The sequence below is a fragment of the Cellulomonas sp. B6 genome (assembly GCF_001462455.1).
Taxonomy (GTDB): domain Bacteria; phylum Actinomycetota; class Actinomycetes; order Actinomycetales; family Cellulomonadaceae; genus Cellulomonas.
Genome location: NZ_LNTD01000049.1, coordinates 1 through 20,653 on the forward strand (window position 1 = coordinate 1; position 20,653 = coordinate 20,653).

Annotated in this window: 16 protein-coding genes; 4 read left to right on the plus strand and 12 right to left on the minus strand. The window is 75.2% G+C overall.

From position 1 onward, the window contains the following. Positions 1 to 46 precede the first annotated feature (46 nt). Both efeO and efeB read left to right on the plus strand, forming a co-directional pair. Complete coding sequence (gene efeO / locus ATM99_RS03355; protein ID WP_062101522.1) at positions 47 to 1,276, plus strand: iron uptake system protein EfeO; 1,230 nt, start codon at positions 47 to 49, stop codon at positions 1,274 to 1,276. A 4-nt stretch (positions 1,277 to 1,280) separates the two neighbouring features. Continuing rightward, the gene (gene efeB / locus ATM99_RS03360) at positions 1,281 to 2,693 is read left to right on the plus strand and encodes an iron uptake transporter deferrochelatase/peroxidase subunit (protein ID WP_062101523.1); all 1,413 of its coding nucleotides are present in this window, start codon (positions 1,281 to 1,283) and stop codon (positions 2,691 to 2,693) included. Between the two features lie 62 nt (positions 2,694 to 2,755). Here the strand turns inward: efeB and ATM99_RS03365 are convergent, their stop codons facing one another. Further along, positions 2,756 to 4,204, minus strand: coding sequence for an NAD(P)H-quinone dehydrogenase (locus ATM99_RS03365; protein WP_062101540.1), 1,449 nt, complete (start codon positions 4,202 to 4,204; stop codon positions 2,756 to 2,758). Positions 4,205 to 4,326: 122 nt separating this feature from the next. Here ATM99_RS03365 and ATM99_RS03370 point away from each other — a divergent pair, with 122 nt between their 5' ends. Together ATM99_RS03370 and ATM99_RS03375 are read left to right on the plus strand one after the other, a co-directional pair. Then, positions 4,327 to 5,202 (plus strand): purine-nucleoside phosphorylase, encoded by an 876-nt coding sequence (locus ATM99_RS03370; protein ID WP_062101524.1) that lies wholly within the window; start codon positions 4,327 to 4,329, stop codon positions 5,200 to 5,202. 178 nt (positions 5,203 to 5,380) lie between these two features. Next, a complete protein-coding gene (locus tag ATM99_RS03375) occupies positions 5,381 to 7,189 on the plus strand; it encodes a phospho-sugar mutase (protein ID WP_223304785.1) in 1,809 nt (602 codons plus the stop codon). A gap of 43 nt (positions 7,190 to 7,232) precedes the next feature. On the opposite strand, the gene ATM99_RS03380 is transcribed toward ATM99_RS03375, so the two are convergent. From ATM99_RS03380 to ATM99_RS03430, 11 genes are all read right to left on the minus strand, one after another. Then, the gene (locus ATM99_RS03380) at positions 7,233 to 9,527 is read right to left on the minus strand and encodes a DUF6055 domain-containing protein (protein ID WP_062101525.1); all 2,295 of its coding nucleotides are present in this window, start codon (positions 9,525 to 9,527) and stop codon (positions 7,233 to 7,235) included. Between the two features lie 212 nt (positions 9,528 to 9,739). Next, positions 9,740 to 10,480 (minus strand): deoxyribose-phosphate aldolase, encoded by a 741-nt coding sequence (gene deoC, locus ATM99_RS03385; protein ID WP_062101526.1) that lies wholly within the window; start codon positions 10,478 to 10,480, stop codon positions 9,740 to 9,742. Beyond that, positions 10,477 to 11,598 (minus strand): adenosine deaminase, encoded by a 1,122-nt coding sequence (locus ATM99_RS03390; protein WP_062101542.1) that lies wholly within the window; start codon positions 11,596 to 11,598, stop codon positions 10,477 to 10,479. The genes deoC and ATM99_RS03390 overlap by 4 nt, the downstream gene beginning before the upstream one ends. A 5-nt stretch (positions 11,599 to 11,603) precedes the next feature. Then, the gene (locus tag ATM99_RS03395; protein ID WP_062101527.1) at positions 11,604 to 11,840 is read right to left on the minus strand and encodes a hypothetical protein; all 237 of its coding nucleotides are present in this window, start codon (positions 11,838 to 11,840) and stop codon (positions 11,604 to 11,606) included. A 150-nt stretch (positions 11,841 to 11,990) separates the two neighbouring features. Next, positions 11,991 to 13,286, minus strand: coding sequence for a thymidine phosphorylase (locus tag ATM99_RS03400; RefSeq protein WP_062101528.1), 1,296 nt, complete (start codon positions 13,284 to 13,286; stop codon positions 11,991 to 11,993). Further along, positions 13,283 to 13,720 (minus strand): cytidine deaminase, encoded by a 438-nt coding sequence (locus ATM99_RS03405; protein ID WP_062101529.1) that lies wholly within the window; start codon positions 13,718 to 13,720, stop codon positions 13,283 to 13,285. Before ATM99_RS03405 ends, ATM99_RS03400 begins: the two co-directional genes overlap by 4 nt. Positions 13,721 to 13,734: 14 nt before the next feature. Beyond that, positions 13,735 to 15,030 carry an ABC transporter permease gene (locus ATM99_RS03410; protein ID WP_062101530.1) on the minus strand — a complete coding sequence of 432 codons (1,296 nt, stop codon included), beginning with the start codon at positions 15,028 to 15,030 and terminating at the stop codon, positions 13,735 to 13,737. After that, a complete protein-coding gene (locus ATM99_RS03415; protein WP_369797980.1) occupies positions 15,027 to 16,355 on the minus strand; it encodes an ABC transporter permease in 1,329 nt (442 codons plus the stop codon). Before ATM99_RS03415 ends, ATM99_RS03410 begins: the two co-directional genes overlap by 4 nt. Next, positions 16,352 to 17,869, minus strand: a complete 1,518-nt coding sequence (locus ATM99_RS03420) for an ABC transporter ATP-binding protein (RefSeq protein WP_062101531.1) — start codon at positions 17,867 to 17,869, stop codon at positions 16,352 to 16,354. The genes ATM99_RS03415 and ATM99_RS03420 overlap by 4 nt, the downstream gene beginning before the upstream one ends. A 155-nt stretch (positions 17,870 to 18,024) precedes the next feature. Next, positions 18,025 to 19,128, minus strand: a complete 1,104-nt coding sequence (locus ATM99_RS03425; protein WP_062101532.1) for a BMP family protein — start codon at positions 19,126 to 19,128, stop codon at positions 18,025 to 18,027. 226 nt (positions 19,129 to 19,354) lie between these two features. Continuing rightward, positions 19,355 to 20,653: an amidohydrolase gene (locus ATM99_RS03430; RefSeq protein WP_082659204.1), complete on the minus strand. Its 1,299-nt coding sequence runs from the start codon at positions 20,651 to 20,653 to the stop codon at positions 19,355 to 19,357.

Consider the following 20,653-nt stretch of genomic DNA (forward strand, 5'->3'; position numbering starts at 1 on the left):
CCCCGCACCGTCGCCCGCGCACCCGCGCCCGCTCCCGAGGAGACCCGTGTCCCCGACCCCGCGCACCACCGTCCGCTCCGCCCGGCTGCGCGGCGGCCTGACGGCCGCCCTCACGCTGCCGCTGCTCGCCGCGTGCGTCGCCAACGCACCCACCGACGCCGCGAGCGGCACGAGCGAGGACGGCGGCCCGATCACCGTCTCGTCGAGCGCCGACGCGTGCGACGTGTCCACCACGTCGGCGCCGTCCGGCACGCTGACGTTCACGGTCACCAACACCGGCGACGACGTCACCGAGTTCTACCTCCTGGGCGAGGACGGCCTGCGCGTCGTCTCCGAGGTCGAGAACATCGGCCCCGGCATCTCGCGCGACCTCGTGGTGCAGGCCCGCCCCGGCGACTACTTCACGGCCTGCAAGCCCGGCATGGTCGGCGAGGGCATCCGCGCGGCGTTTACCGTGACCGACTCGGGCACCGACGCCGGGCCCACGGGCGACGTCGCCGAGCAGCTCGCGGCGGCGGAGGCGTCCTACGTCGCGTACGTCAAGGACCAGGTCGGCACGCTCATCGCCGGCACGCAGGAGTTCGCCGACGCGTACGCGGCCGGCGACGACGCGCGGGCGCGCGAGCTGTACGCGCCGACGCGCGTGCACTGGGAGCGCGTCGAGCCCGTGGCCGAGTCGTTCGGCGACCTCGACCCGCTGCTCGACCTGCGCGAGGCCGACCTCGTGGACGGCGACACCTGGAGCGGCTGGCACCTGATCGAGAAGGACCTGTGGCAGCCGGCGCCCGAGGCGAACGGCGGCGTCGCGTACGTGCCCCTGACGACCGAGGAACGCGCGGCCGCCGCCCAGGACCTCGTGGCGAACACCCAGAAGCTCGTCGACGCCGTCACGGACCCGTCGTTCACGTTCGAGGCGTTCCAGATCACCAACGGCGCCAAGGAGCTGCTCGACGAGGTCGCGACCGGCAAGGTCACGGGCGAGGAGGAGATCTGGTCGCACACCGACCTGTGGGACTTCGCCGCGAACGTCGACGGCGCACGCGTCGCTTACGAGGTCGTGCAGGACGTCGTCCGCGAGCAGGACGCCGACCTCGCGACCCAGCTCGACGAGCGGTTCGCCGCCCTCGAGAAGCTGCTCGCGCAGCACGGCTCGGTCGACGCCGGCTTCGTCGGCTACGACACGCTCACCGAGCCGCAGGTCCGCGAGCTCGCGGCCGCGGTCGACGCGCTGTCCGAGCCGCTGTCGCGCCTGACCACCACCGTCACGAGCGCGTGACGCCGTGACCGACGCGACCCGCCCCGTCCCCGACCCGCAGCCTGCGCAGGACGGCTCCGCCGCACCCCCGGCGGGCGCGTCGCCGCACGGCGTGAGCCGCCGCGCGCTGCTGGGATGGGGCGGGGCGGTCGCCGTCGGCGCGGGCCTGGCCGGGCTCGGCGCGGGGCGCGCGACGGCCCCCGCACCGACCGCGGCTCCGCCGGCGTCCCCGGCCACGCGCACCTACGCGTTCACCGGACCGCACCAGGCGGGCGTCGTGACGCCCGCGCAGGACCGGCTGTACGCGGCGGCGTTCGACCTCACGACGACCGACCGCGGCGAGCTCGTCGACCTGCTGCGCCGCTGGACGGTCATGGCGGCCCGGCTCACGCAGGGCCTGCCCGCCGGACCGCTCGGGCCCACCTCGGGCCCGTACGACGCACCGCCGGACGACACGGGTGAGGCGCTCGACCTGCCGCCCGCGGGCCTGACGGTCACGGTCGGGTTCGGCCGGTCGCTGTTCGTCGGCACGCCGGGGCCGGACGGCGCGCCGGGCGTCGACCGGTTCGGTCTCGCCGACCGGCTGCCGGCCGCGCTCGTCGTGCTGCCGCAGTTCGCGGGCGACGCGCTCGACCCCGCGCGGTGCGACGGCGACCTCGTGGTGCAGGCCTGCGCCGACGACCCCCAGGTCGCGGTGCACGCGATCCGCAACCTGTCGCGCGCGGCCTTCGGCGCCGCGACGCTGCGCTGGGCGCAGCTCGGGTACGGCCGCACGTCGTCGACCAGCACCGCGCAGCGCACGCCGCGCAACCTGTTCGGCTTCAAGGACGGCACCGCGAACGTCATGGCGGAGGAGACCACCGCGCTCGACGACCACGTGTGGGTCCAGCCGGGCGACGACGCGGCGGCGGACTGGCTCGCCGGCGGCAGCTACCTCGTCGCGCGACGCATCCGCATGACGATCGAGACGTGGGACCGGTCCTCGCTGCGCGAGCAGGAGGCCGTCGTCGGCCGCACCAAGGCCGAGGGCGCGCCGCTGTCGGGCGGCGAGGAGCGCTCCGACCCCGACTTCACGCGCGAGGGCCGCGGCGGGCAGCCGCTCATCCCCGTGGACTCGCACGTCGCGCTCGCGCACCCGTCGCACAACGGCGGCGCCCGCATGCTGCGCCGCGGCTACAACTTCACCGACGGCAACGACGCGCTGGGTCGGCTCGACGCGGGGCTGTTCTTCCTCGCGTTCGTGCGGGACCCGCGCACGCAGTACGTGCCGATGCAGGCGCGCATGTCACGCGAGGACCGGCTGCAGGAGTACCTGCAGCACACCGGGTCGGGGCTGTACGCGGTGCCGCCCGGCGTCGCGTCGCTGCCCACGGGCGCCGACGGCGGGGCCGTCGTGACCGCCGACGGGCCGTTCTGGGGCGACACGCTGCTGGGCTGACCCGGGGCCGCACCACGGCGCCCGGCGCCCGGCCGACGCTCGTGCGAGCGGGTGCTCGGTGCTCAGTCCTCGGTGCGCTGGTGCAGCATGCGCGCGACCTCGCCGATCGTCCCCGACATCGACGGGTAGACGGTCGACGCCTCGGCGACCTGGTCGGCCGTGAGCCGGTGCGTCACGGCGAGCGTCAGGGGGAACACCGACTCGCTCGCGCGCGGCCCCACCACCACCGCGCCCAGCACGGTGCCCGTGCCGGCGTGCGCGAACAGCTTGATGAAACCGTCGCGGACGCCCAGCATCTTGGCGCGCGGGTTGCGCGACAGCGGCAGCATGCTCGTGCGGTAGTGCGTGCCGCGCTCCTGGAGCACCGACTCGGGGATCCCGACGGTCGCGATCTCGGGTGCCGTGAAGATGTTCGCGGAGATGCCACGCAGCTGCAGCGGCCGCACGGCGTCGCCCAGCGCGTGCGACATCGCGATGCGGCCCTGCGTCGCGGCGACCGACGCGAGCGGCAGCACGCCCGTGCAGTCGCCCGCGGCGTACACGCCCCGCACGTTGGTGCGCGAGACCTTGTCGACCTCGACGTGCCCCGACGGCGTGAGCCGTACGCCGGCCTCCTCGAGCCCGATCCCGCGCGTGGTGGGCACCGAGCCGACCGCGAACAGCACGTGCGAGCCCTCGACCGTGCGCCCGTCCTCGAGCGTCACGACCACGCCGTCCGCGGTGCGCCGTGCCGACGACGCCCGCGAGCGCGACATCACCGTCATGCCGCGCTGCCGGAACACGCGCTCGATGAGCTCGGCCGCGTCGGCGTCCTCCCCGGGCAGCACGCGGTCCCGGCTCGACACGAGCACGACGTCCGCACCCAGCGACGTGTACGCGCCCGCGAACTCGGCGCCGGTCACGCCGGACCCGACGACGACCAGGCGCTGCGGCAGCTCGGTGAGGTCGTACAGCTGCGTCCACGTGAGGATGCGCTCGCCGTCGGGGCGGGCGTCGGGCAGCACGCGGGGCGTCGCACCGGTGGAGACGAGCACGACGTCGGCGTCGAGCACGCGCTCGCGGCCGTCGGCCTCGGTCACCGCGACGTGCTCGGGGTCGAGCAGGCGCCCCGTGCCCGCGACGATGTCGACGCCCTCGCGCGCGAGACGCGCACGGATGTCGTCGGACTGCGCGGCCGCGAGCGTCCGCACGCGCGCGTTGACGGCGGCCAGGTCGATGCGGTGCCGCAGCAGGTCGGCCGGCGAGCCGGCCCCGTCCGCGTCGGCGAGCCCGTCGGTGCGGATGCCCAGCTCGGGCGCGCGGTCGGCGATGGTCATCCACTCGGCCGTCGCGATGAGGGTCTTGGACGGCACGACGTCGGTCAGCACCGCCGACCCGCCGAGGCCGGCACGCTCGACGACCGTGACCTGCGCCCCGAGGCGCCGCGCGACGAGCGCGGCCTCGTAGCCGCCGGGGCCGCCGCCGACGACGACCACACGGCCCGCGGACGGCGCGTCGGGCGACGGGCGCACGGTCGACGCCGCGGTCGCGGCGGGGGTGGTCGGCTCGTCGGGGGCGGCGGCGGGCGCGTGGCTGGTCACCGTCCCATCCTGCCCGACGGACCGCCGCCCGGCCCCGCGACTAGCCTGGGCCCATGACCGACGTCTCCCCCGCGCACGACCTCACCGGCGGCGCTGTCCCCGACCTCGACGACCCCACGACCGACCCGTTCGAGGTCGCCCGCCGCGCGGCGGAGGTGATCGCCGCCCGCACGGGTGTCGAGCGCCACGACGTCGCGCTCGTGCTCGGCTCCGGCTGGGGCGGCGCGGCCGACCTGCTGGGCGAGACGGTCGCCGAGCTGCCGAGCCACGAGGTGCCCGGCTTCTCGCGTCCCGCCGTGCAGGGGCACGTCGGCACGCTGCGCTCGATCCGCATCGCGGGCGACGGGCAGCGACCCGACCGGTTCGCGCTCGTGCTCGGCTCGCGCACGCACCTGTACGAGGGCCGCGGCGTGCGGCGCGTCGTGCACGGCGTGCGCACTGCGGCCGCGACGGGTGCCTCGACGATCGTCCTCACCAACGGCTGCGGCGGGCTCAACCTCGCGTGGGGACCGGGCACGCCCGTGCTGATCCGCGACCACATCAACCTCACGGCGACGTCGCCGCTCGAGGGCGCGACGTTCGTCGACCTCACCGACCTGTACTCCCCGCGGCTGCGCGCCGTGGCGCGCGAGGTCGACGCGAGCCTCGACGAGGGCGTGTACGTGCAGTTCCCCGGGCCGCACTACGAGACCCCGGCCGAGGTGCAGATGGCGGGCCGCATCGGCGGCGACCTCGTCGGCATGTCGACGACGCTCGAGGCGATCGCCGCGCGGCACGCGGGCCTGGAGGTGCTCGGCATCTCCCTCGTCACGAACCTCGGCGCGGGCATCAGCCCCGAGCCGCTCGACCACGCCGAGGTGCTCGAGGCCGGGCGTGCCGCCGGTCCGCGCATCAGCGCGCTGCTCGCGGACGTCGTCCGACGCGTGTGACGCGGTGCGTCGCGCCGGACCCGCGGGTCCGGCGCGACGCACGCGTACCGGCCAGTAGGTTGGAGGGGTGAGCAGCTCCGACCACGACGACGTGCTCCGCGGCGACGCGCCGACGGCACCCGCAGACGACCGCCCCGGCACCGACGACCGCGACGCGTGGGCGCGCCTGGTCGACGACGTGGAGGCGTGGATCGCCGACGATCCCGACCCCGCGACGGCCGACGAGCTCACGGCGCTGCTCCGCACGGCGCGCGAGACGCCCGAGGACGCCGCGACCGAGACGGCCGCCGACCTCGTGCGGGCCGACGCCGAGGCCGCGCGCGCCGAGCTCGAGGACCGCTTCTCGGGCCTGCTGCAGTTCGGCACCGCGGGGCTGCGCGGCGAGCTCGCGGGCGGCCCGCACCGCATGAACCGGGCCGTCGTGATCCGGGCCGCGGCGGGCCTGGCCGACTTCCTCGTGGGCGAGCTCGAGGGTGCCACGCCCGCGCCGCGCGTCGTCGTGGGGTACGACGCCCGCCACAACTCGCACCGGTTCGCGCTCGACACGGCCGAGGTCATGACCGCCGTCGGCATCGAGGTCCTGCTGCTGCCGCGACCCCTGCCGACCCCCGTGCTCGCGTCGGCCGTGCGCCGGTTCGACGCCGACGCCGGCGTCATGGTGACGGCCTCGCACAACCCGCCGCGGGACAACGGCTACAAGGTCTACCTGGGCGGACGCGTCGTCACGGGCGCGGGGCAGGGTGCGCAGATCGTGCCGCCCGCGGACTCGGCGATCGCCGCGGCCATCGCGCGCGTGCCGTCGGTCGCGTCGGTGCCGCGCGCGACGTCGGGCTGGACCACGCTCGGTGACGACGTCGTCGACGCGTACGCCGCCGCGGCGGCGGCGGTGGCCCCCGGCGGCGACGCCGCGGCGCGCGCCGCCCTCACGGTCGTGCTGACGCCGCTGCACGGCGTGGGCGGTGCGGTCGCGCAGGACGTCCTGGCCCGCGCCGGCTTCCCCGACGTGACGCTCGTGCCCGAGCAGGCCGACCCCGACCCGGACTTCCCGACCGTCGCGTTCCCGAACCCCGAGGAGCCGGGCGCCACGGACCTCGCGCTCGCGCTCGCGGCGGCGACGCACGCCGACCTGGTCGTGGCCGTCGACCCGGACGCGGACCGCTGCGCCGCCGCCGTGCGCGACCCGCGCGCGCACGTGCCGTCGGTCGGCCCGCAGACCCCGCAGGCCGACGGCTGGCGCATGCTCACCGGGGACGAGGTCGGGGCGCTGCTCGGGGCCGACGCCGCCGCGCGCGCGGTCGAGGGCGGTGCCGACCCCGACGCGACGCTCGCGTGCTCGATCGTGTCCTCGCGCCTGCTCGCGGCGATCGCGCAGGACGCCGGGCTGCGCTTCACGTCGACCCTCACGGGCTTCAAGTGGATCTCGCGCGCCGAGGGTCTCGTGTTCGGCTACGAGGAGGCGCTCGGCTACTGCGTGGACCCCGCGCACGTGCGCGACAAGGACGGCATCTCGGCCGCGGTGCGCGTGTGCGACCTCGCGGCCCGGCTCGCCGCGCAGGGCCGCACGCTCCTCGACGCGCTGGACGACCTGGCCCGCGCGCACGGCCTGCACGCGACCAGCCAGGTGAGCGCACGGTTCGCCGACCTGAGCCGCATCGGGGCGACCATGACGACGCTGCGCGAGGCCCCGCCCGCGCACCTCGCGGGGTCCCCCGTCGTCGAGGTGGTCGACCTCGCCGCCGGTACCGACGAGGACCGTGGCGGCCTGCCGCCCACCGACGGCATCCGGCTGCTCACGGCGGACGGCACGCGCGTCGTCGTGCGCCCGTCGGGCACCGAGCCCAAGGTCAAGGCCTACCTGGAGGTGATCGTGCCCGTCGCGCACGACGCCGACCGCGACGCGCTCGACGCCGCGCACCGCGCCGCACGCGAGCAGCTCGCGCAGGTCGCCGACGACGTGCGCACGGCCCTGGGCCTCGACGCGGCCTGACGCCTGACCGGCGTCCGGGGGCACGACGCCCCCGGACGTCGGGTCAGCCGGTGCGCGAGCAGCGCAGCCCGGGCAGGCCCGTCGGCGCGTCCTGCGCGGCCGCGTTGAACCCGAACGTCACCGACTGCCTCTGCGCGACCGCACCGTTCCAGGACAGGCTGTCCGCGGTGACCGCGTCCCCGCTGTAGGTGAAGGCCGCGCCCCACGTGTCGTCGCTCATCTCGACGCCGCCGGGGCGGGTCCACGACACCGTCCAGCCGCGCAGGTCGGGCGCGGTCGCGGTGACGACGACCTGCGCCTGGAAGCCGCCGGGCCAGGCGTTGAGCAGCTCGTACGTCGCCGTGCAGGCGCCGGCCGGCACCGCCGCGGGCGGCGCGGCGACGCCCGGCTCGGTCGTCGCCGCGGGCGACGGCGGGGGCGAGGTCGGCGCTGGGCTCGCGGTCGACGCCGCGGGCTCCTCGGTGGCCGACGGGGCGGGCGACGGCTCGGACGTCGGGCTCGGGAGGTCGAGCACGAGCTCGCCCGGGGCGAAGGGCGTGACCGCGGGGTTGACGTCGGTGTCGGCGCTCGCGGGGTCGCACGCGGCCCCCGCGCGGTACGCCGTGTAGGTGCCGGCGTCGCACGCGAACCCGACGACCGCGTCGCCCCCCACGACGACCGTGCCCGAGAGCCGTGCCGTCGGGCGCACGACCGCGACGTCCCGCACGAGCACGTCGCCGCTGAGCTCGGCGCCGCCCTGGACCCACGCGCGGCCCTCGAGGCGGACGCCGGGCCCGACGACCGCGTCGCCCCGCACCACGGCGCCCGGTCCGACCCAGGCGTCGGGGTCGACCGTCGCGCGGTCGTCGACCCACCCGCCGCCGTTCGCGTGCCGGTGCCCGCCCGCGACGTCGAGCGTCGTGGGGTCGACGACGCCCGCCCCCGCGACGCGGAACTCGTACGGGTACCTCGCCGTCGACGCGAACCCTGCCGGTGCCGTGGGCGCGACGGTGGCGGGTGTCGCGGTGACCACCAGGTAGAGCTCGTCCTCGCCGTCGCGCGGCGTGAACGTCAGCTGCGCGTCGGCGGTCTCGGTGACGGGGCTGTAGCGCGGGCCGTCGGGCCCGACGGCCACCAGGCCGAAGCTCCAGCCGGCGTCCGTCCCCGGGAGGGCGTCGGCGTGCCCCCGGACGCGCACGGTCACGTCGCCCGTCCCGTCGGGCGCGAGCCGCACCACCGTGTAGCCGTACGCGGCCGGTGCGAACGTCCCGAGCACGCGGTAGTGCCCCGGGTCGTCCGGCACCGGGTCGACGGGGGTCGTGCGGTGGGCCAGCAGGACGGGGTCGAGGTCCGCGAGCACCGCACCCGGTGCACCTGCGCCGCCGACGTCGCCGACGGCGGCCCGCAGCGCGTACTGCGCGACGCGGCGGTTGAGCGCGGCGGCGTCCGACGACGTCAGGCGCGCGTACGCGTCGAGGACCTGCTCCGTGTCGAGCGACCGGGTCCACAGGTCCCGCAGGAGCGTGGGCGTGGACCGCGACGCGAGCTGCTGGAGGAGCAGCCAGCCGGACGCGCCGAGCCGCGGGCTGCCCCACGCGAGCTGCGGCGCGTGCACCTGGTCCGCCGCGTCGGCGACGCGGGTCGGGACCGCGAGCGTCGCGAGGTACGCCGAGCCCGCCGCCCGCAGGCTCGCGGCCGCCTCCGGGGCGGGTCCGCCCCGGTGCGCCGCGGAGGTGAGGTGCTGGACGGTCTCGGCCACGCCCCGCGCGAGCTCCCAGGACGTCCCGGCGGGCACGGTCGTCCGCGGTGCCACGGTGCTCGGGGAGGCCGCCGCTCCGCCCGCCCCCTGCGGCGGCAGCACGGCCGGGACGACGCGCAGCAGGCCGACGCCGTCGACGACGGCGCCGTGCGTCGGGGGCACGGCGTCGACGGCGGCGGAGAGCCCGCCGTCGGCCGGCGGCACGGGTCCCTGCGGCGCCGCGCCGGGCCCGCGCGACCACGTGCCCTCGACGACCACGAGCAGCTTGCGGGCCGCGAGCGGCCCGTCGTGCGCGCCGAGCCCGAGCGTCTCGACGTCGAGCGTGTGCAGGGCCTCGAGCTGCGCGAGCGTCGCCTCGGGGTCGAAGCGCAGGTGCGGCGGCGCCGAGGCGGGGTCGTCCCCCGCGAGGTCGCCCCAGGCGAGCGCGACCGCGTCGCCCTCGAGCACGTGGCCGACGGCCCATGCGTCCTGCCAGCCGTCGGGGACCACGACGGCCCGCGCGGACCCGTCGCCCTCCCCGATCGCCGAGGCCAGCGCGGCCCCCAGCCCGAAGGCCAGCACGAGCACGACCACGAGCGCGCCACGCCTGATCGGGCCCATGCGCGTGCGTCTCCCTCCCGGTCGCGCACGCCGTGGGTCCTGCGACCGGGTGCTGCTGCGGACGTGTCGGCCGCCGGCCGGCGTGCGCCAGCCGGACGACCGTCCACCATCGTCGCCGCCGAGAGGGACTTCGACGCCCGATTCGTCCGGATCGAACGAATTTCACCCGGGAGAGGGGCGAACTCTCACGCCCCTCTCATCCGTCGGGCAGGTCAGTAGTCGCCGTCCGCCGTGACGCCCGCGAGCACCGCGGCCGTCCCCGACAGGCCGAGGCGCGTCGCGCCCGCCTCGACCATCGCGAGCGCGTCCGCCGCCGTCCGGACCCCGCCCGACGCCTTGACGCCCAGCCGCCCGCCGACGGTCTGCGCCATGAGCCGGACCGCGTGCACGCTGGCCCCGCCCGCGGGATGGAACCCGGTCGACGTCTTGACGAAGTCGGCTCCCGCGGCCTCCGACGCGCGGCACACGGCCACGATCTCGTCGTCGGTCAGCGCCGCCGACTCGATGATGACCTTGAGCAGCGTCGGCGCGGGCGCGGCCTCGCGCACGGCGCGGATGTCCGCCTCGACGTCCGCGAAGCGGCCCTCCTTGGCCGCGCCGACGTCGATGACCATGTCGACCTCGTGCGCACCGTCCCGCACGGCACGCGCGGCCTCGGCGGCCTTGACGTCGCTGTGGTGCTTGCCCGACGGGAAGCCGCAGACGGTCGCGACCTGCAGGTCCGGGGCACCGTCGAGGCCCACGGGCACCTCGACCGGCAGGAAGGACGGCGAGATGCACACCGAGTAGACGCCCAGGCGGACGCCCTCGGCGATCAGCGCGTCGACGTCGGCCCGCGTCGCCTCGGGCTTGAGGAGGGTGTGGTCCACGAGGCGCGCGAGCGCCACGGCGTCGAGCGGCTGCCGGGTCACGGCGGGCCCGGCGGTCGCGTCGGTGGTGGGGTCGGTGGTCATGCGCGGTGCCTCCCGGGGCTCACGGTGCCCGACGTACGTGCCGGGCGGACGATGCGGTCGACGAGCGCGCGGCGCTCGTCCTCGTGCAGGAACGTGTGGCGGGCCGCGGTCACGGTGACGGCCAGGACGTCGTCGAGCGTCCACCCGGCCTCGCGGACGAGCAGGCCGAGCTCACGCGACAGCGACGTGCCGGACTGCAGCCGGTTGTCGGTGTTGACGGTGACCTCGAAGCCCGCGCGGAGCAGCGTCGTGACGGGGTGCGTGGCGACCGACGCCGCGGCACCCGTCTGGAGGTTCGACGACGGGCACACCTCGAGGGGGACGCGCCGGTCGCGCACCCAGTGCGCCAGGCGGCCCAGGTGAGGCGTGCCGTCGTCGTCCACCCGGACGTCGTCGGCGATGCGCACCCCGTGCCCCAGGCGCAGCGCGCCCGCGACGTGCAGCGCGTCGGCCATCGAGTCCAGCCCGCCGTCCTCGCCGGCGTGCACCGTCGCGGGGAAGCTCGCCTCGCGCACCGTCCGGAACGCGGACGCGTGCAGCGACGGCAGGAAGCCGTCCTCGGGCCCCGCGATGTCGAACCCGACGACGCCCGCGTCCCGGTTCGCGAGCGCGAGCGCCGCGATCTCGTCGGCGCGGTCCGCCTGGCGCATCGCCGACAGCACCTGCACGACGCGGATCTCGTGGCCCTGCGCACGCGCCTGCGCCTCGCCCTCGGCGAATCCCTCGCGCACCGCGTCGACGACCTGCTGCAGCGTGAGCCCGGCCCGCTGGTGCTGCTCGGGCGCGTACCGCTGCTCGGCGTGCACGACGCCGTCGGCGGCGAGGTCGAGCGCCGCCTCCCGGGCCACGCGGCGCAGGCCGTCCGCGGTCTGCATCACGGCGAGCGTGTGCTCGAACGTCTCGAGGTAGCGCGGCAGCGACCCCGAGGCCGCGGCCTCGACGAACCAGCGCCCCAGCGCGTCGGGGTCCGTGGTGGGCAGCGCGTGCCCGACCTCGGCGGACAGCTCGACGACCGTCGCCGGCCGAACACCGCCGTCCAGGTGGTCGTGCAGCAGCACCTTCGGCAGCGCGCGCAGCGTCGCGTCGAGGTCGTGCTCGGGGCCGTCGGGCCTGTCCAGCGGTGTCACGCGTCGTGTTCCTCGTCCTCGTCGAGCGGCACCTCGGCCGCCTGGTCCACCACGTCGGCCTCGTCGGCCGCCCCCTCGAGGTCGGCGCGTGGCACGGCGGGTGCGTACTCCTCGGCGTCGCGCTCGTCCGGCGCGTCGCCCTCGTCGGTGTCGGTCAGGCGCAGCGGCTGCTGCGGGTCGACGGGGACCAGCCCCGCGTCGCTCCAGGACTGCGGTCCGGGGACGGTGCTCATGGCTCCTCCTCGTGGTCGTCGGCGACGGACGTCCTCCATCGTGGCTCGCCCACGGGGACGCCGCGACCTCTGCCCGCCGAGCCCGGCGACGCCCCGGGCCGGGACGCCCGGCCGTCCCCGGGACCCGTGGGGCCCCGGGGACGGGAGGGATCAGCCCACCGCGACCCGGTCGAGCACGAGCGGCGTCCGCTCGCCCGCCACGCCGTCAGGGTCGACGACCACGCCGCCCACGAGCGCCTCGCGCGCGCGCCCGAACCGCTCCGGGGTGTCGGTGTGCAGCGTCAGCAGCGGCTGACCGGCCCGCACGGTGTCGCCCGGGCGCGCGTGGATCTCGACGCCCGCACCGGCCTGCACCGGGTCCTCCTTGCGCGCGCGGCCGGCACCCAGGCGCCACGCCGCGATGCCCACGGCGTACGCGTCGAGCGTCGTCAGCACGCCGTCACGCTCCGCGAGCACCTGCTCGGTCTCGCGCGCGACGGGCAGCGTCGCGTCGGGGTCGCCGCCCTGCGCGGCGATCATGCGGCGCCACACGTCCATCGCCCGACCGTCGGCCAGCGCCGCCTCGGGGTCCGCGTCGGGGCGCCCGGCGGCGTCGAGCATCTCGCGCGCGAGCGCGACGGTCAGCTCGACCACGTCGGCGGGTCCGCCGCCCGCGAGCACCTCGACCGACTCGCGCACCTCGAGCGCGTTGCCCGCGGTGAGGCCGAGCGGCGTCGACATGTCGGTGAGCAGCGCGACGGTCCGCACGCCCGCGTCGGTGCCGAGCTCGACCATCGTCCGCGCGAGCTCGCCCGCCCGGTCCGCGTCCTTCATGAACGCGCCCGAGCCGACCTTGACGTCGAGCACGAGCGAGCCCGTGCCCTCGGCGATCTTCTTGCTCATGATCGAGCTCGCGATGAGCGGGATCGCCTCGACGGTCCCGGTGACGTCGCGCAGCGAGTACAGCTTGCGGTCGGCGGGTGCCAGGCCCGAGCCCGCGGCGCAGATGACCGCGCCGACGTCCTCGAGCTGGCGCATCATCTCGTCGTTGCTGAGCGCGGCGCGCCAGCCGGGGATGGACTCGAGCTTGTCGAGCGTGCCGCCGGTGTGGCCCAGGCCGCGTCCCGACAGCTGCGGGACGGCCACGCCGAACACCGCGACGAGCGGGGCCAGCGGCAGCGTGATCTTGTCGCCCACACCGCCGGTCGAGTGCTTGTCCGAGGTCGGGCGCGACAGGCCCGAGAAGTCCATGCGCTCGCCGCTCGCGATCATCGCCGCGGTCCACCGGGCGATCTCCGCGCGGTCCATGCCGTTGAGCAGGATCGCCATCGCGAGCGCGGACATCTGCTCGTCGGCGACCACGCCGCGCGTGTACGCGTCGATCACCCAGTCGATCTGCGGGTCGGTGAGCCGGTGGCCGTCGCGCTTGGCGACGATCACGTCGACGGCGTCGAACGCCTCGGTCATGACTTCTCCTCCTGGTCCTGGTCGGCGCCGCGCTCCACGAGGTCGGTCGGCCCGAACGCGTCGGGCAGCACCTCGCTCATGGGTCGGACGCCACGCACGGTCTCGACCAGCAGGTCGGGTCCCCCGTGCTCGAACAGCAGCTGCCGGCAGCGGCCGCACGGCGCCAGCACGTTGCCGTGCTGGTCGACGCACGTGAACGCCACGAGCCGGCCGCCCCCGGTGACGTGCAGCATCGACACGAGGCTGCACTCGGCGCACAGGCCGACCCCGTACGACGCGTTCTCGACGTTGCACCCGACGACCACCCGGCCGTCGTCCACGAGCGCCGCCACCCCCACCGGGAACCGGGAGTAGGGGGCGTACGCCCGGGTCATCGCGTCGCGTGCCGCGGCACGCAGGCCGTCCCAGTCGACGGCCTGCGTCGTGCTCGCCATGTCCACTCCTCGGTTCACTCCTTGACGTACGGCTGGCCGGTGGCCGCCGGGGCGCGCGAGCGCCCGACGAGCCCCGCGACGGCCAGCAACGTCACGACGTACGGCAGCATGAGCATGAACTGGCTGGGCACCGGTGCCCCGACGATGCTCAGCGCACCCTCGAGGTTCGAGGCGAAGCCGAAGAGCAGCGCCGCGAGGGCCGCCCGGATCGGGTCCCACTTGCCGAAGATGACGGCGGCCAGCGCGATGAAGCCCGCGCCCGCGGTCATCTCCTTGCCGAAGCTCGACACCGAGACGACCGTGTAGAACGCGCCGCCGATGCCCGCGATCGCGCCCGCGACCATGAGGGCGAGGTACCGCGTCCGCTCGACCTTGATGCCGACCGTGTCCGCCGCCTTCGGGTGCTCCCCGACCGCGCGGACCCGCAGACCCCAGCGCGTGCGGTACAGCGCGTACCAGACGCCCGGCACCACGAGGTACATGAGGTAGACGATCAGCGACTGGTTGAACAGCGACGGGCCGATCACGGGGATGTGCGACAGGCCGGGGATCGCGACGTTCGAGAACCGCGTGGTGCTGTTGAGCTCGGGGTTCGAGACGAGCACCTGCGAGTACAGGAAGCTCGTCACGCCGATCACGAGCACGTTGAGCACGACGCCGACGATCACCTGGTTGACCTTGTAGGTGATCGTGAACACGCCCAGCACGAGCGAGACGAGGACGCCCGCGACGATCGCCGCGACGACGCCCGCCCACGGGCTGCCCGTGACGGACCCCGCGACGGCCGCGCAGAACGCGCCCGCGAGGAGCTGACCCTCGATCGCGATGTTGACGACGCCGACGCGCTCCCCGATCACGCCGCCGAGCGCACCGAAGACGATCGGGACGGCGAGCAGCACCGAGCCGCCGATGACGCGCACGAGCGGCACGTCGTTGGCGCTGCCGGCGGCGGCCCACGCGAGGAACCCGACGAGGAACAGCACGGCGAACAGCGCCGAGACCCACGTCGGGACCTTCCGCTGACGCGCGACGCGGACGAACGCGAGGGCCGCGAGCACGGCCATGACCACGATCACGACCCACGCGGTCGCGGTGCCCGGCAGGTCGACGCTCGGCAGCGCGACCAGGTCGCCCGAGCTCGAGAGCCGGAACGTCGCGTCGCCCGTGCGGGGGCGGGTCGCGACCAGCAGCGCGAACAGCGCGGTCACGACCGCGAGCACCACGGGCACCTTGCGGGACACGACCGTCACGAGCCGCGGCTCGACGACCTCGTCGGGAGCGGGCACGGGCTCCACCGTCGTCGTGCTCATCGCTGCACCTCCTGGCGGCGCGCGGCGCCGAGACGGCGGGCCTTGGCGGGTGAGCGGCGGCCCGGCTGCGGGAGCCGGAAGACCGCGCGCACCAGCGGCGGCGCCGCGATGAACAGGACGATCAGGGACTGCACGACCAGGACGATCTCGATCGGGATGCCCTCGGACGCCTGCATGACGGAGCCGCCGGCCTTGAACCCGCCGAACAGCAGCCCGGCGAACAGCACGCCGACGGGGTTGGACCCCCCGAGCAGCGCGACCGTGATCGCGTCGAAGCCGATCCCGGCGTCGATGTCGTAGCTGAAGCCCGTCGTGATGAGGCCGAGCACCTGCGTGCTGCCGGCGAGGCCGACGAGCGCACCGCTGACCAGCATCGCCATGACCGTCGAGCGCGACACGTCGATGCCGGCGACGCGCGCGGCGCTCGGGTTCTCCCCCACCGCGCGCAGCGAGAAGCCCAGGCTGGAGCGCTCGAGCAGCCACCACGCGAGGAACACCGCGGCGAGCGCGAGCAGGAAGCCCAGGTGGAGCCGGAACGAGGGCCCCAGCAGGCGCGGCAGCAGCGCGGTCTCGGCCATCGGCGGCGTCTTCGGGTTGGCGGACCCGGGCGCCTGCAGCAGGCCGGGCGTGGCCAGCAGGTACGACAGCAGGTAGAACGCGACGTAGTTGAGCATGATCGTGACGATCACCTCGTGCGCACCCGTGGTGGCCTTGAGGACCCCAGCGAGGGCGCCCCACAGCGCACCGGCCGCGACGCCCGCCACGAGCGCGACGATGACGTGCAGACCCGCGGGCAGGTCGACCGCGAAGCCGACCCAGCCGGCGGCCGCCGCAGCGACGAGCATCTGCCCCTGGCCGCCGATGTTGAACAGGCCGGACCGGAACGCGATCGCGAGGCCGAGGCCCGCGACGATCAGCGGCGTCGCGTACGTGAGCGACTGCGTCAGCGGGCGGATGCCCTGCACGAACGAGTCGGCCGTGTAGTTGTAGACCGCGCCGCGGAACAGCGCCGAGTACGCACCGCCGACGGCCTGCCCGATCGCGGCGAGCGTGTCGCCGGGCCGCGCGAAGAAGTACGACGACGCCTCCTGCACGCCCTCGTCGGTGAACGCGATCATGACGGAGCCCGCCAGGACCGCGAGCACGACGGCGCCCAGGGACACCAGCCACCCGCCCGACGTGATGCGCACGAGCGCGTCGATCCAGCGGGTGTCGCGCGCGACCGCGGGCGGGCCCGCGTCGTCGCCGCCCGCGTCGGGTGCGACCACCTGGGGCACGGCGCCGGACGTGGCGTCCGCGCGCGCCGGGTGCTTCGGCTCGCTCACGCGACCTCTCCCTCGCTCGGTGCGACGCCGGCCATCATGAGGCCGAGGACGTCGCGCGGGGTGTCGGACGGGACGATGCCGACGACGCGACCGCGGTACATGACGAGGATCCGGTCGCCGAGCGCGACCGCCTCGTCGAGCTCGGTGGCGACGACGACGACGGGCACGCCCGCGTCCCGGGTCTCGACGACCCGCTTGTGGATGAACTCGATCGAGCCGACGTCGACGCCGCGCGTCGGCTGGGCCGCCACGAGCAGGCGCAGGTCGCGCGACAGCTCGCGCGCGACGACGACCTTCTGCTGGTTGCCGCCCGACAGGCGACCCACCGGCGAGTCGATGCCCTGCGTGCGGATGTCGTACTCCTCGACCTTCTCGCGCGCGAACGCGTCGCGGACGCGCAGCTGCAGCGCGCCGCCGCGCACGAACGGCCGCCCGTCGGTGCGGTCGAGCACGAGGTTCTCGGCGACCGTGAACGAGCCGACCAGCCCGTCCTCGTTGCGGTCCTCGGGCACGTAGCCGACGCCCGCGTCGAGCACCTGACGGACCGTGCGGCCCACGAGCTCGGTGCCGTCCAGGCGGATGCTGCCGGTCACGTGGTCCTGCAGACCCGCGAGGGCCTCGGCCAGCTCGGTCTGCCCGTTGCCCTGCACGCCCGCGACCACGAGGATCTCGCCACCGGGCACCTCGAACGACACGTCGTCGACCAGCACGGCGCCGCGCGTGTCGGTGACCTGCAGGCCCTGCACGACCAGCCCGCCCTCGGTGCGCCGGGGCGCGTCCTTGTGCACGACGAGCTCGACGGGCCGGCCGACCATGAGCGACGCGAGCTGCGCGTCGGTCGCGGTGCGCTCCGCCTCGCCGACGATCGCGCCACGCCGCACGACCGTGATGCGGTCGGCGACGGCGCGGACCTCGCGCAGCTTGTGGGTGATGAAGACGATCGCGGCGCCGCTCTCCTTGAGCTGGCGCATGATGCCCATCAGCTCGTCGGTCTCCTGCGGCGTCAGCACGGCGGTGGGCTCGTCGAACACGAGCACCTTCGCGTCGCGCGACAGCGCCTTGATGATCTCGACGCGCTGCTGGACGCCCACGGGCAGGTCCTCGACGACGGCGTCGGGGTCGACGTGGAAGCCGAAGCGGTCGGCGATCTCGCGGACCCGGGTGCGCGCCGACTCGAGGTCGAGGCGCCCGCCCGCGCGGGTCTGCTCGTGGCCGAGCATGACGTTCTCGGCGACCGTGAACACCGGGATGAGCATGAAGTGCTGGTGCACCATGCCGATGCCGGCGGCCATCGCGTCGCCCGGGCCGGCGAAGTGCTGGACCTCGTCGTCCAGCAGGATCTCGCCCTCGTCGGCCTGGTACAGGCCGTACAGCACGTTCATCAGCGTCGACTTGCCGGCGCCGTTCTCACCGAGAAGGCAGTGGATCTCGCCGGGCTCGACCGTCAGGTCGATGTGGTCGTTGGCGACCAGGGCGCCGAAGCGCTTGGTGATGCCGCGCAGCTCGAGCTTCATGGGGTCCTCGGGGTTCGGGACGGTGCGGGTGGGAGGGCTCGCCGGCGCGCTCGTGGCGCGCCGGTGCGCCGTCCGGGAGATCGTCGCACGTGGAACGCCCCGGGCGAGCCGTCGCCGGCCCGCCCGGGGCGCATGTCACGCGTGCGAGGCCGCGATCACTTCGCCAGGTACGAGGTGACCGGGATCTGGCCGTCGATGATCTGCTGCTTGAGGTCCTCGACCTCGGTGACGAGACCGGCGTCGACCTTCGACTCGAAGTTGTGCAGCGGCGCGATGCCGACGCCCTCGTTCTCGAGCGTCCCGACGTACGTCTCGGCGTCGAACTTGCCCTCGCCCGCGGCCGTGACGGCCTCGTTCGTCGAGAGCTTCATGTTCTTGAGGATCGAGGTCAGGACGAGGTCCTGCGTCGAGGGGTCGGTGTCGAACACGTCCGCGTCGGCGCCGATGAGGGCGACCTCACGGCCCGAGTCGGCGATCGCGTCCATGGCCGACTGGTAGATCGGACCGCCGACGGGGAGGATCACGTCGACACCCTGGTCGATGATCCCGGCCGCGACCTGCTTGGCCGTGTCGTTGGCCTCGAAGCCACCGGTGAACGAGCCCTGGTCGCCGCCCTGGTAGCCGATGACCTGGACCGACGCGCCGTTGACCTTGTTGTAGTACTCGACGCCCTGCTTGAAGCCGTCCATGAAGATCGTGACGGTCGGGTACGGCTGGCCGCCGAACGTGCCGACCTTGTTGACGCCGTTGCCGGCCGAGTAGCCGGCCGACAGGTAGCCCGCGAGGAACGCGGCCTGCGCCGTGTCGTAGAGCAGCGGCTTGACGTTCTCGGCGTCCTTCTGGCCGTCGAAGTCGTTGTCCGCGGCGTCGTCGACCAGGATGAAGTCGATGTCGGGGTTGGCCTTGGCCTGCTCGACGGTGGCGGCCGACAGCGCGAAGCCGACGGACACGATGGTCTTGCAGTTCTCGGCCACGAGGCTCTCGAGGTTGGGCGCGAAGTCCGCCTCGGAGTCGGACTGGACCTCGGCGAAGTCGGCGCCGAGCGCGTCGGCGGCCTCCTTGGCACCCTCGTAGCTGAGCTGGTTGAAGCTCTTGTCGTCGAAGCCGCCGGCGTCGGAGACGATGCAGGCCTTGAAGTCCGACGCAGCCTTGTCGCTGCCGCCGGCCGTGGGCTCGGACGCCTCGGGAGCACTGCCACACGCCGCGAGCGCGAGGGCGACCGCCCCACCCAGTGCGGCCACTCGAATGATCTTCTTCACGACAGGTTGTCTCCTGCTTCTCGTCGTCGCGCCGCGCGGCCCACCGGTGCCGACGACGCCTCGTCGCGCCGCCGCCGTCCGGGTCCGGTCAGCATGATCACTGCGGACCCTAGGCACCCGCAGGTCACGCTCTTGTTACCGACCCGTATCCGCGCAGGTTCTGTGATGAAAACGCAACCTGTTCCCGCTCTTCGGACCGCTCGTCCGCGCTACGAGACGGTGTGCGTCACGCGGGGGCGTGGTCGCCCGCCCGGCGCCCGGCGAGCTGCGCGGCCCGTGCGAGCAGCGTCGCACCGGCCTCGACGGCCCGCTCGTCGACCCGCAGGTCGCCCTGGTGGATGTCGAACGTGTGCCCGCCCGGCGTGCGCGTGCCCAGCCGCGCCATCGCGCCCGGGACCTTCGTGAGGTACCACGCGAAGTCCTCACCGCCCAGCGACTGCTCGGTGAGGTGCACCGACTCGGGCCCGAGCACGTCGCGGGCCGCGGCCTCGAGCACGCCCGTGCCCTCGGCGCCGTTCTCCACGGGCGGGACGCCGCGCTGGTGCTTGACCTCGACCTCGACGCCCAGCGGGTGCACGACGTCGTGCACCGCCTGCTCGAAGACCGCCGACGCCCGCTCCCACGCGCGGACGTCGAGGCACCGCAGCGTCCCCTTCACCGTGCCGGTCGACGGGATCGCGTTGTGGACCGTGCCGGCGCGCACCGCGCCCCACGTGAGGTTGACGCCGGACCGCGGGTCGAGCCGACGACCCAGCACGGCGGGCACCTGCGTGACGACCTGGCCGAGCGCGAACACCACGTCGCCCGTGAGGTGCGGGCGCGACGTGTGGCCGCCGGGGCCCGTGAGGGTCACCGTGACCTCGTCCGACGCGGACGTGATCGGGCCGATCCGGGTACCGACCAGCCCGACGTCGAGCTTGGGGTCGCAGTGCACCGAGAAGATCTGCGCGACGCCGTCGAGGCCCCCGGCGTTGATCACGTCGATCGAGCCGCCGGGCTGCACCTCCTCGGCGGGCTGGAACACGAGCCTGACGCCCGTGCGGAGCAGCCCCTGCTCGGCGAGCCGGGCGAGCGCGAGGCCGGCCCCCAGGACCGCCGTCGTGTGGACGTCGTGGCCGCACGCGTGCGCGACCCCGCGGTGCGTCGAGGACCACGGCAGGCCGCACGTGTCCGGCACGGGCAGGCCGTCGAGGTCGGCGCGCAGCGCCACCAGGCGGGCACCCGACGCCGCCACGCCCGGACCCACGTCGCACCACAGGCCGGAGCCCGGCAGCACGTGGGGCGTCAGCCCCGCGGCCCGCAGCCGCTCCGCCACGAGCCGGGTCGTCCGCTCCTCGGTGCGTGCCAGCTCGGGGTGCGCGTGCAGGTCGCGCCGGAACGCGACGAGCTCGGCGCGGAGCCCGTCGACGACGGACGCGAGCGTGCGCGCGTCCGGGTCGGTCGGCTCGGGCGCGAGCGTGCGCAGCGGCGGGACGTCGCTCGGGTCGAGCGGCACGGACGGGTGGTCGGACGACTGCGTGGGCAC

Coding starts and splice junctions, on each gene's coding strand:
- ATM99_RS03395 (WP_062101527.1), bottom strand. CDS start 11,840: ATGAGCACCGTCCCCGGACCGCAGTCCTGGAGCGACGCGGGGCTGGTC.
- ATM99_RS03380 (WP_062101525.1), bottom strand. CDS start 9,527: ATGGGCCCGATCAGGCGTGGCGCGCTCGTGGTCGTGCTCGTGCTGGCC.
- deoC (WP_062101526.1), bottom strand. CDS start 10,480: ATGACCACCGACCCCACCACCGACGCGACCGCCGGGCCCGCCGTGACC.
- ATM99_RS03405 (WP_062101529.1), bottom strand. CDS start 13,720: ATGGCGAGCACGACGCAGGCCGTCGACTGGGACGGCCTGCGTGCCGCG.
- ATM99_RS03400 (WP_062101528.1), bottom strand. CDS start 13,286: ATGACCGAGGCGTTCGACGCCGTCGACGTGATCGTCGCCAAGCGCGAC.
- ATM99_RS03410 (WP_062101530.1), bottom strand. CDS start 15,030: ATGAGCACGACGACGGTGGAGCCCGTGCCCGCTCCCGACGAGGTCGTC.
- ATM99_RS03370 (WP_062101524.1), top strand. CDS start 4,327: ATGACCGACGTCTCCCCCGCGCACGACCTCACCGGCGGCGCTGTCCCC.
- ATM99_RS03420 (WP_062101531.1), bottom strand. CDS start 17,869: ATGAAGCTCGAGCTGCGCGGCATCACCAAGCGCTTCGGCGCCCTGGTC.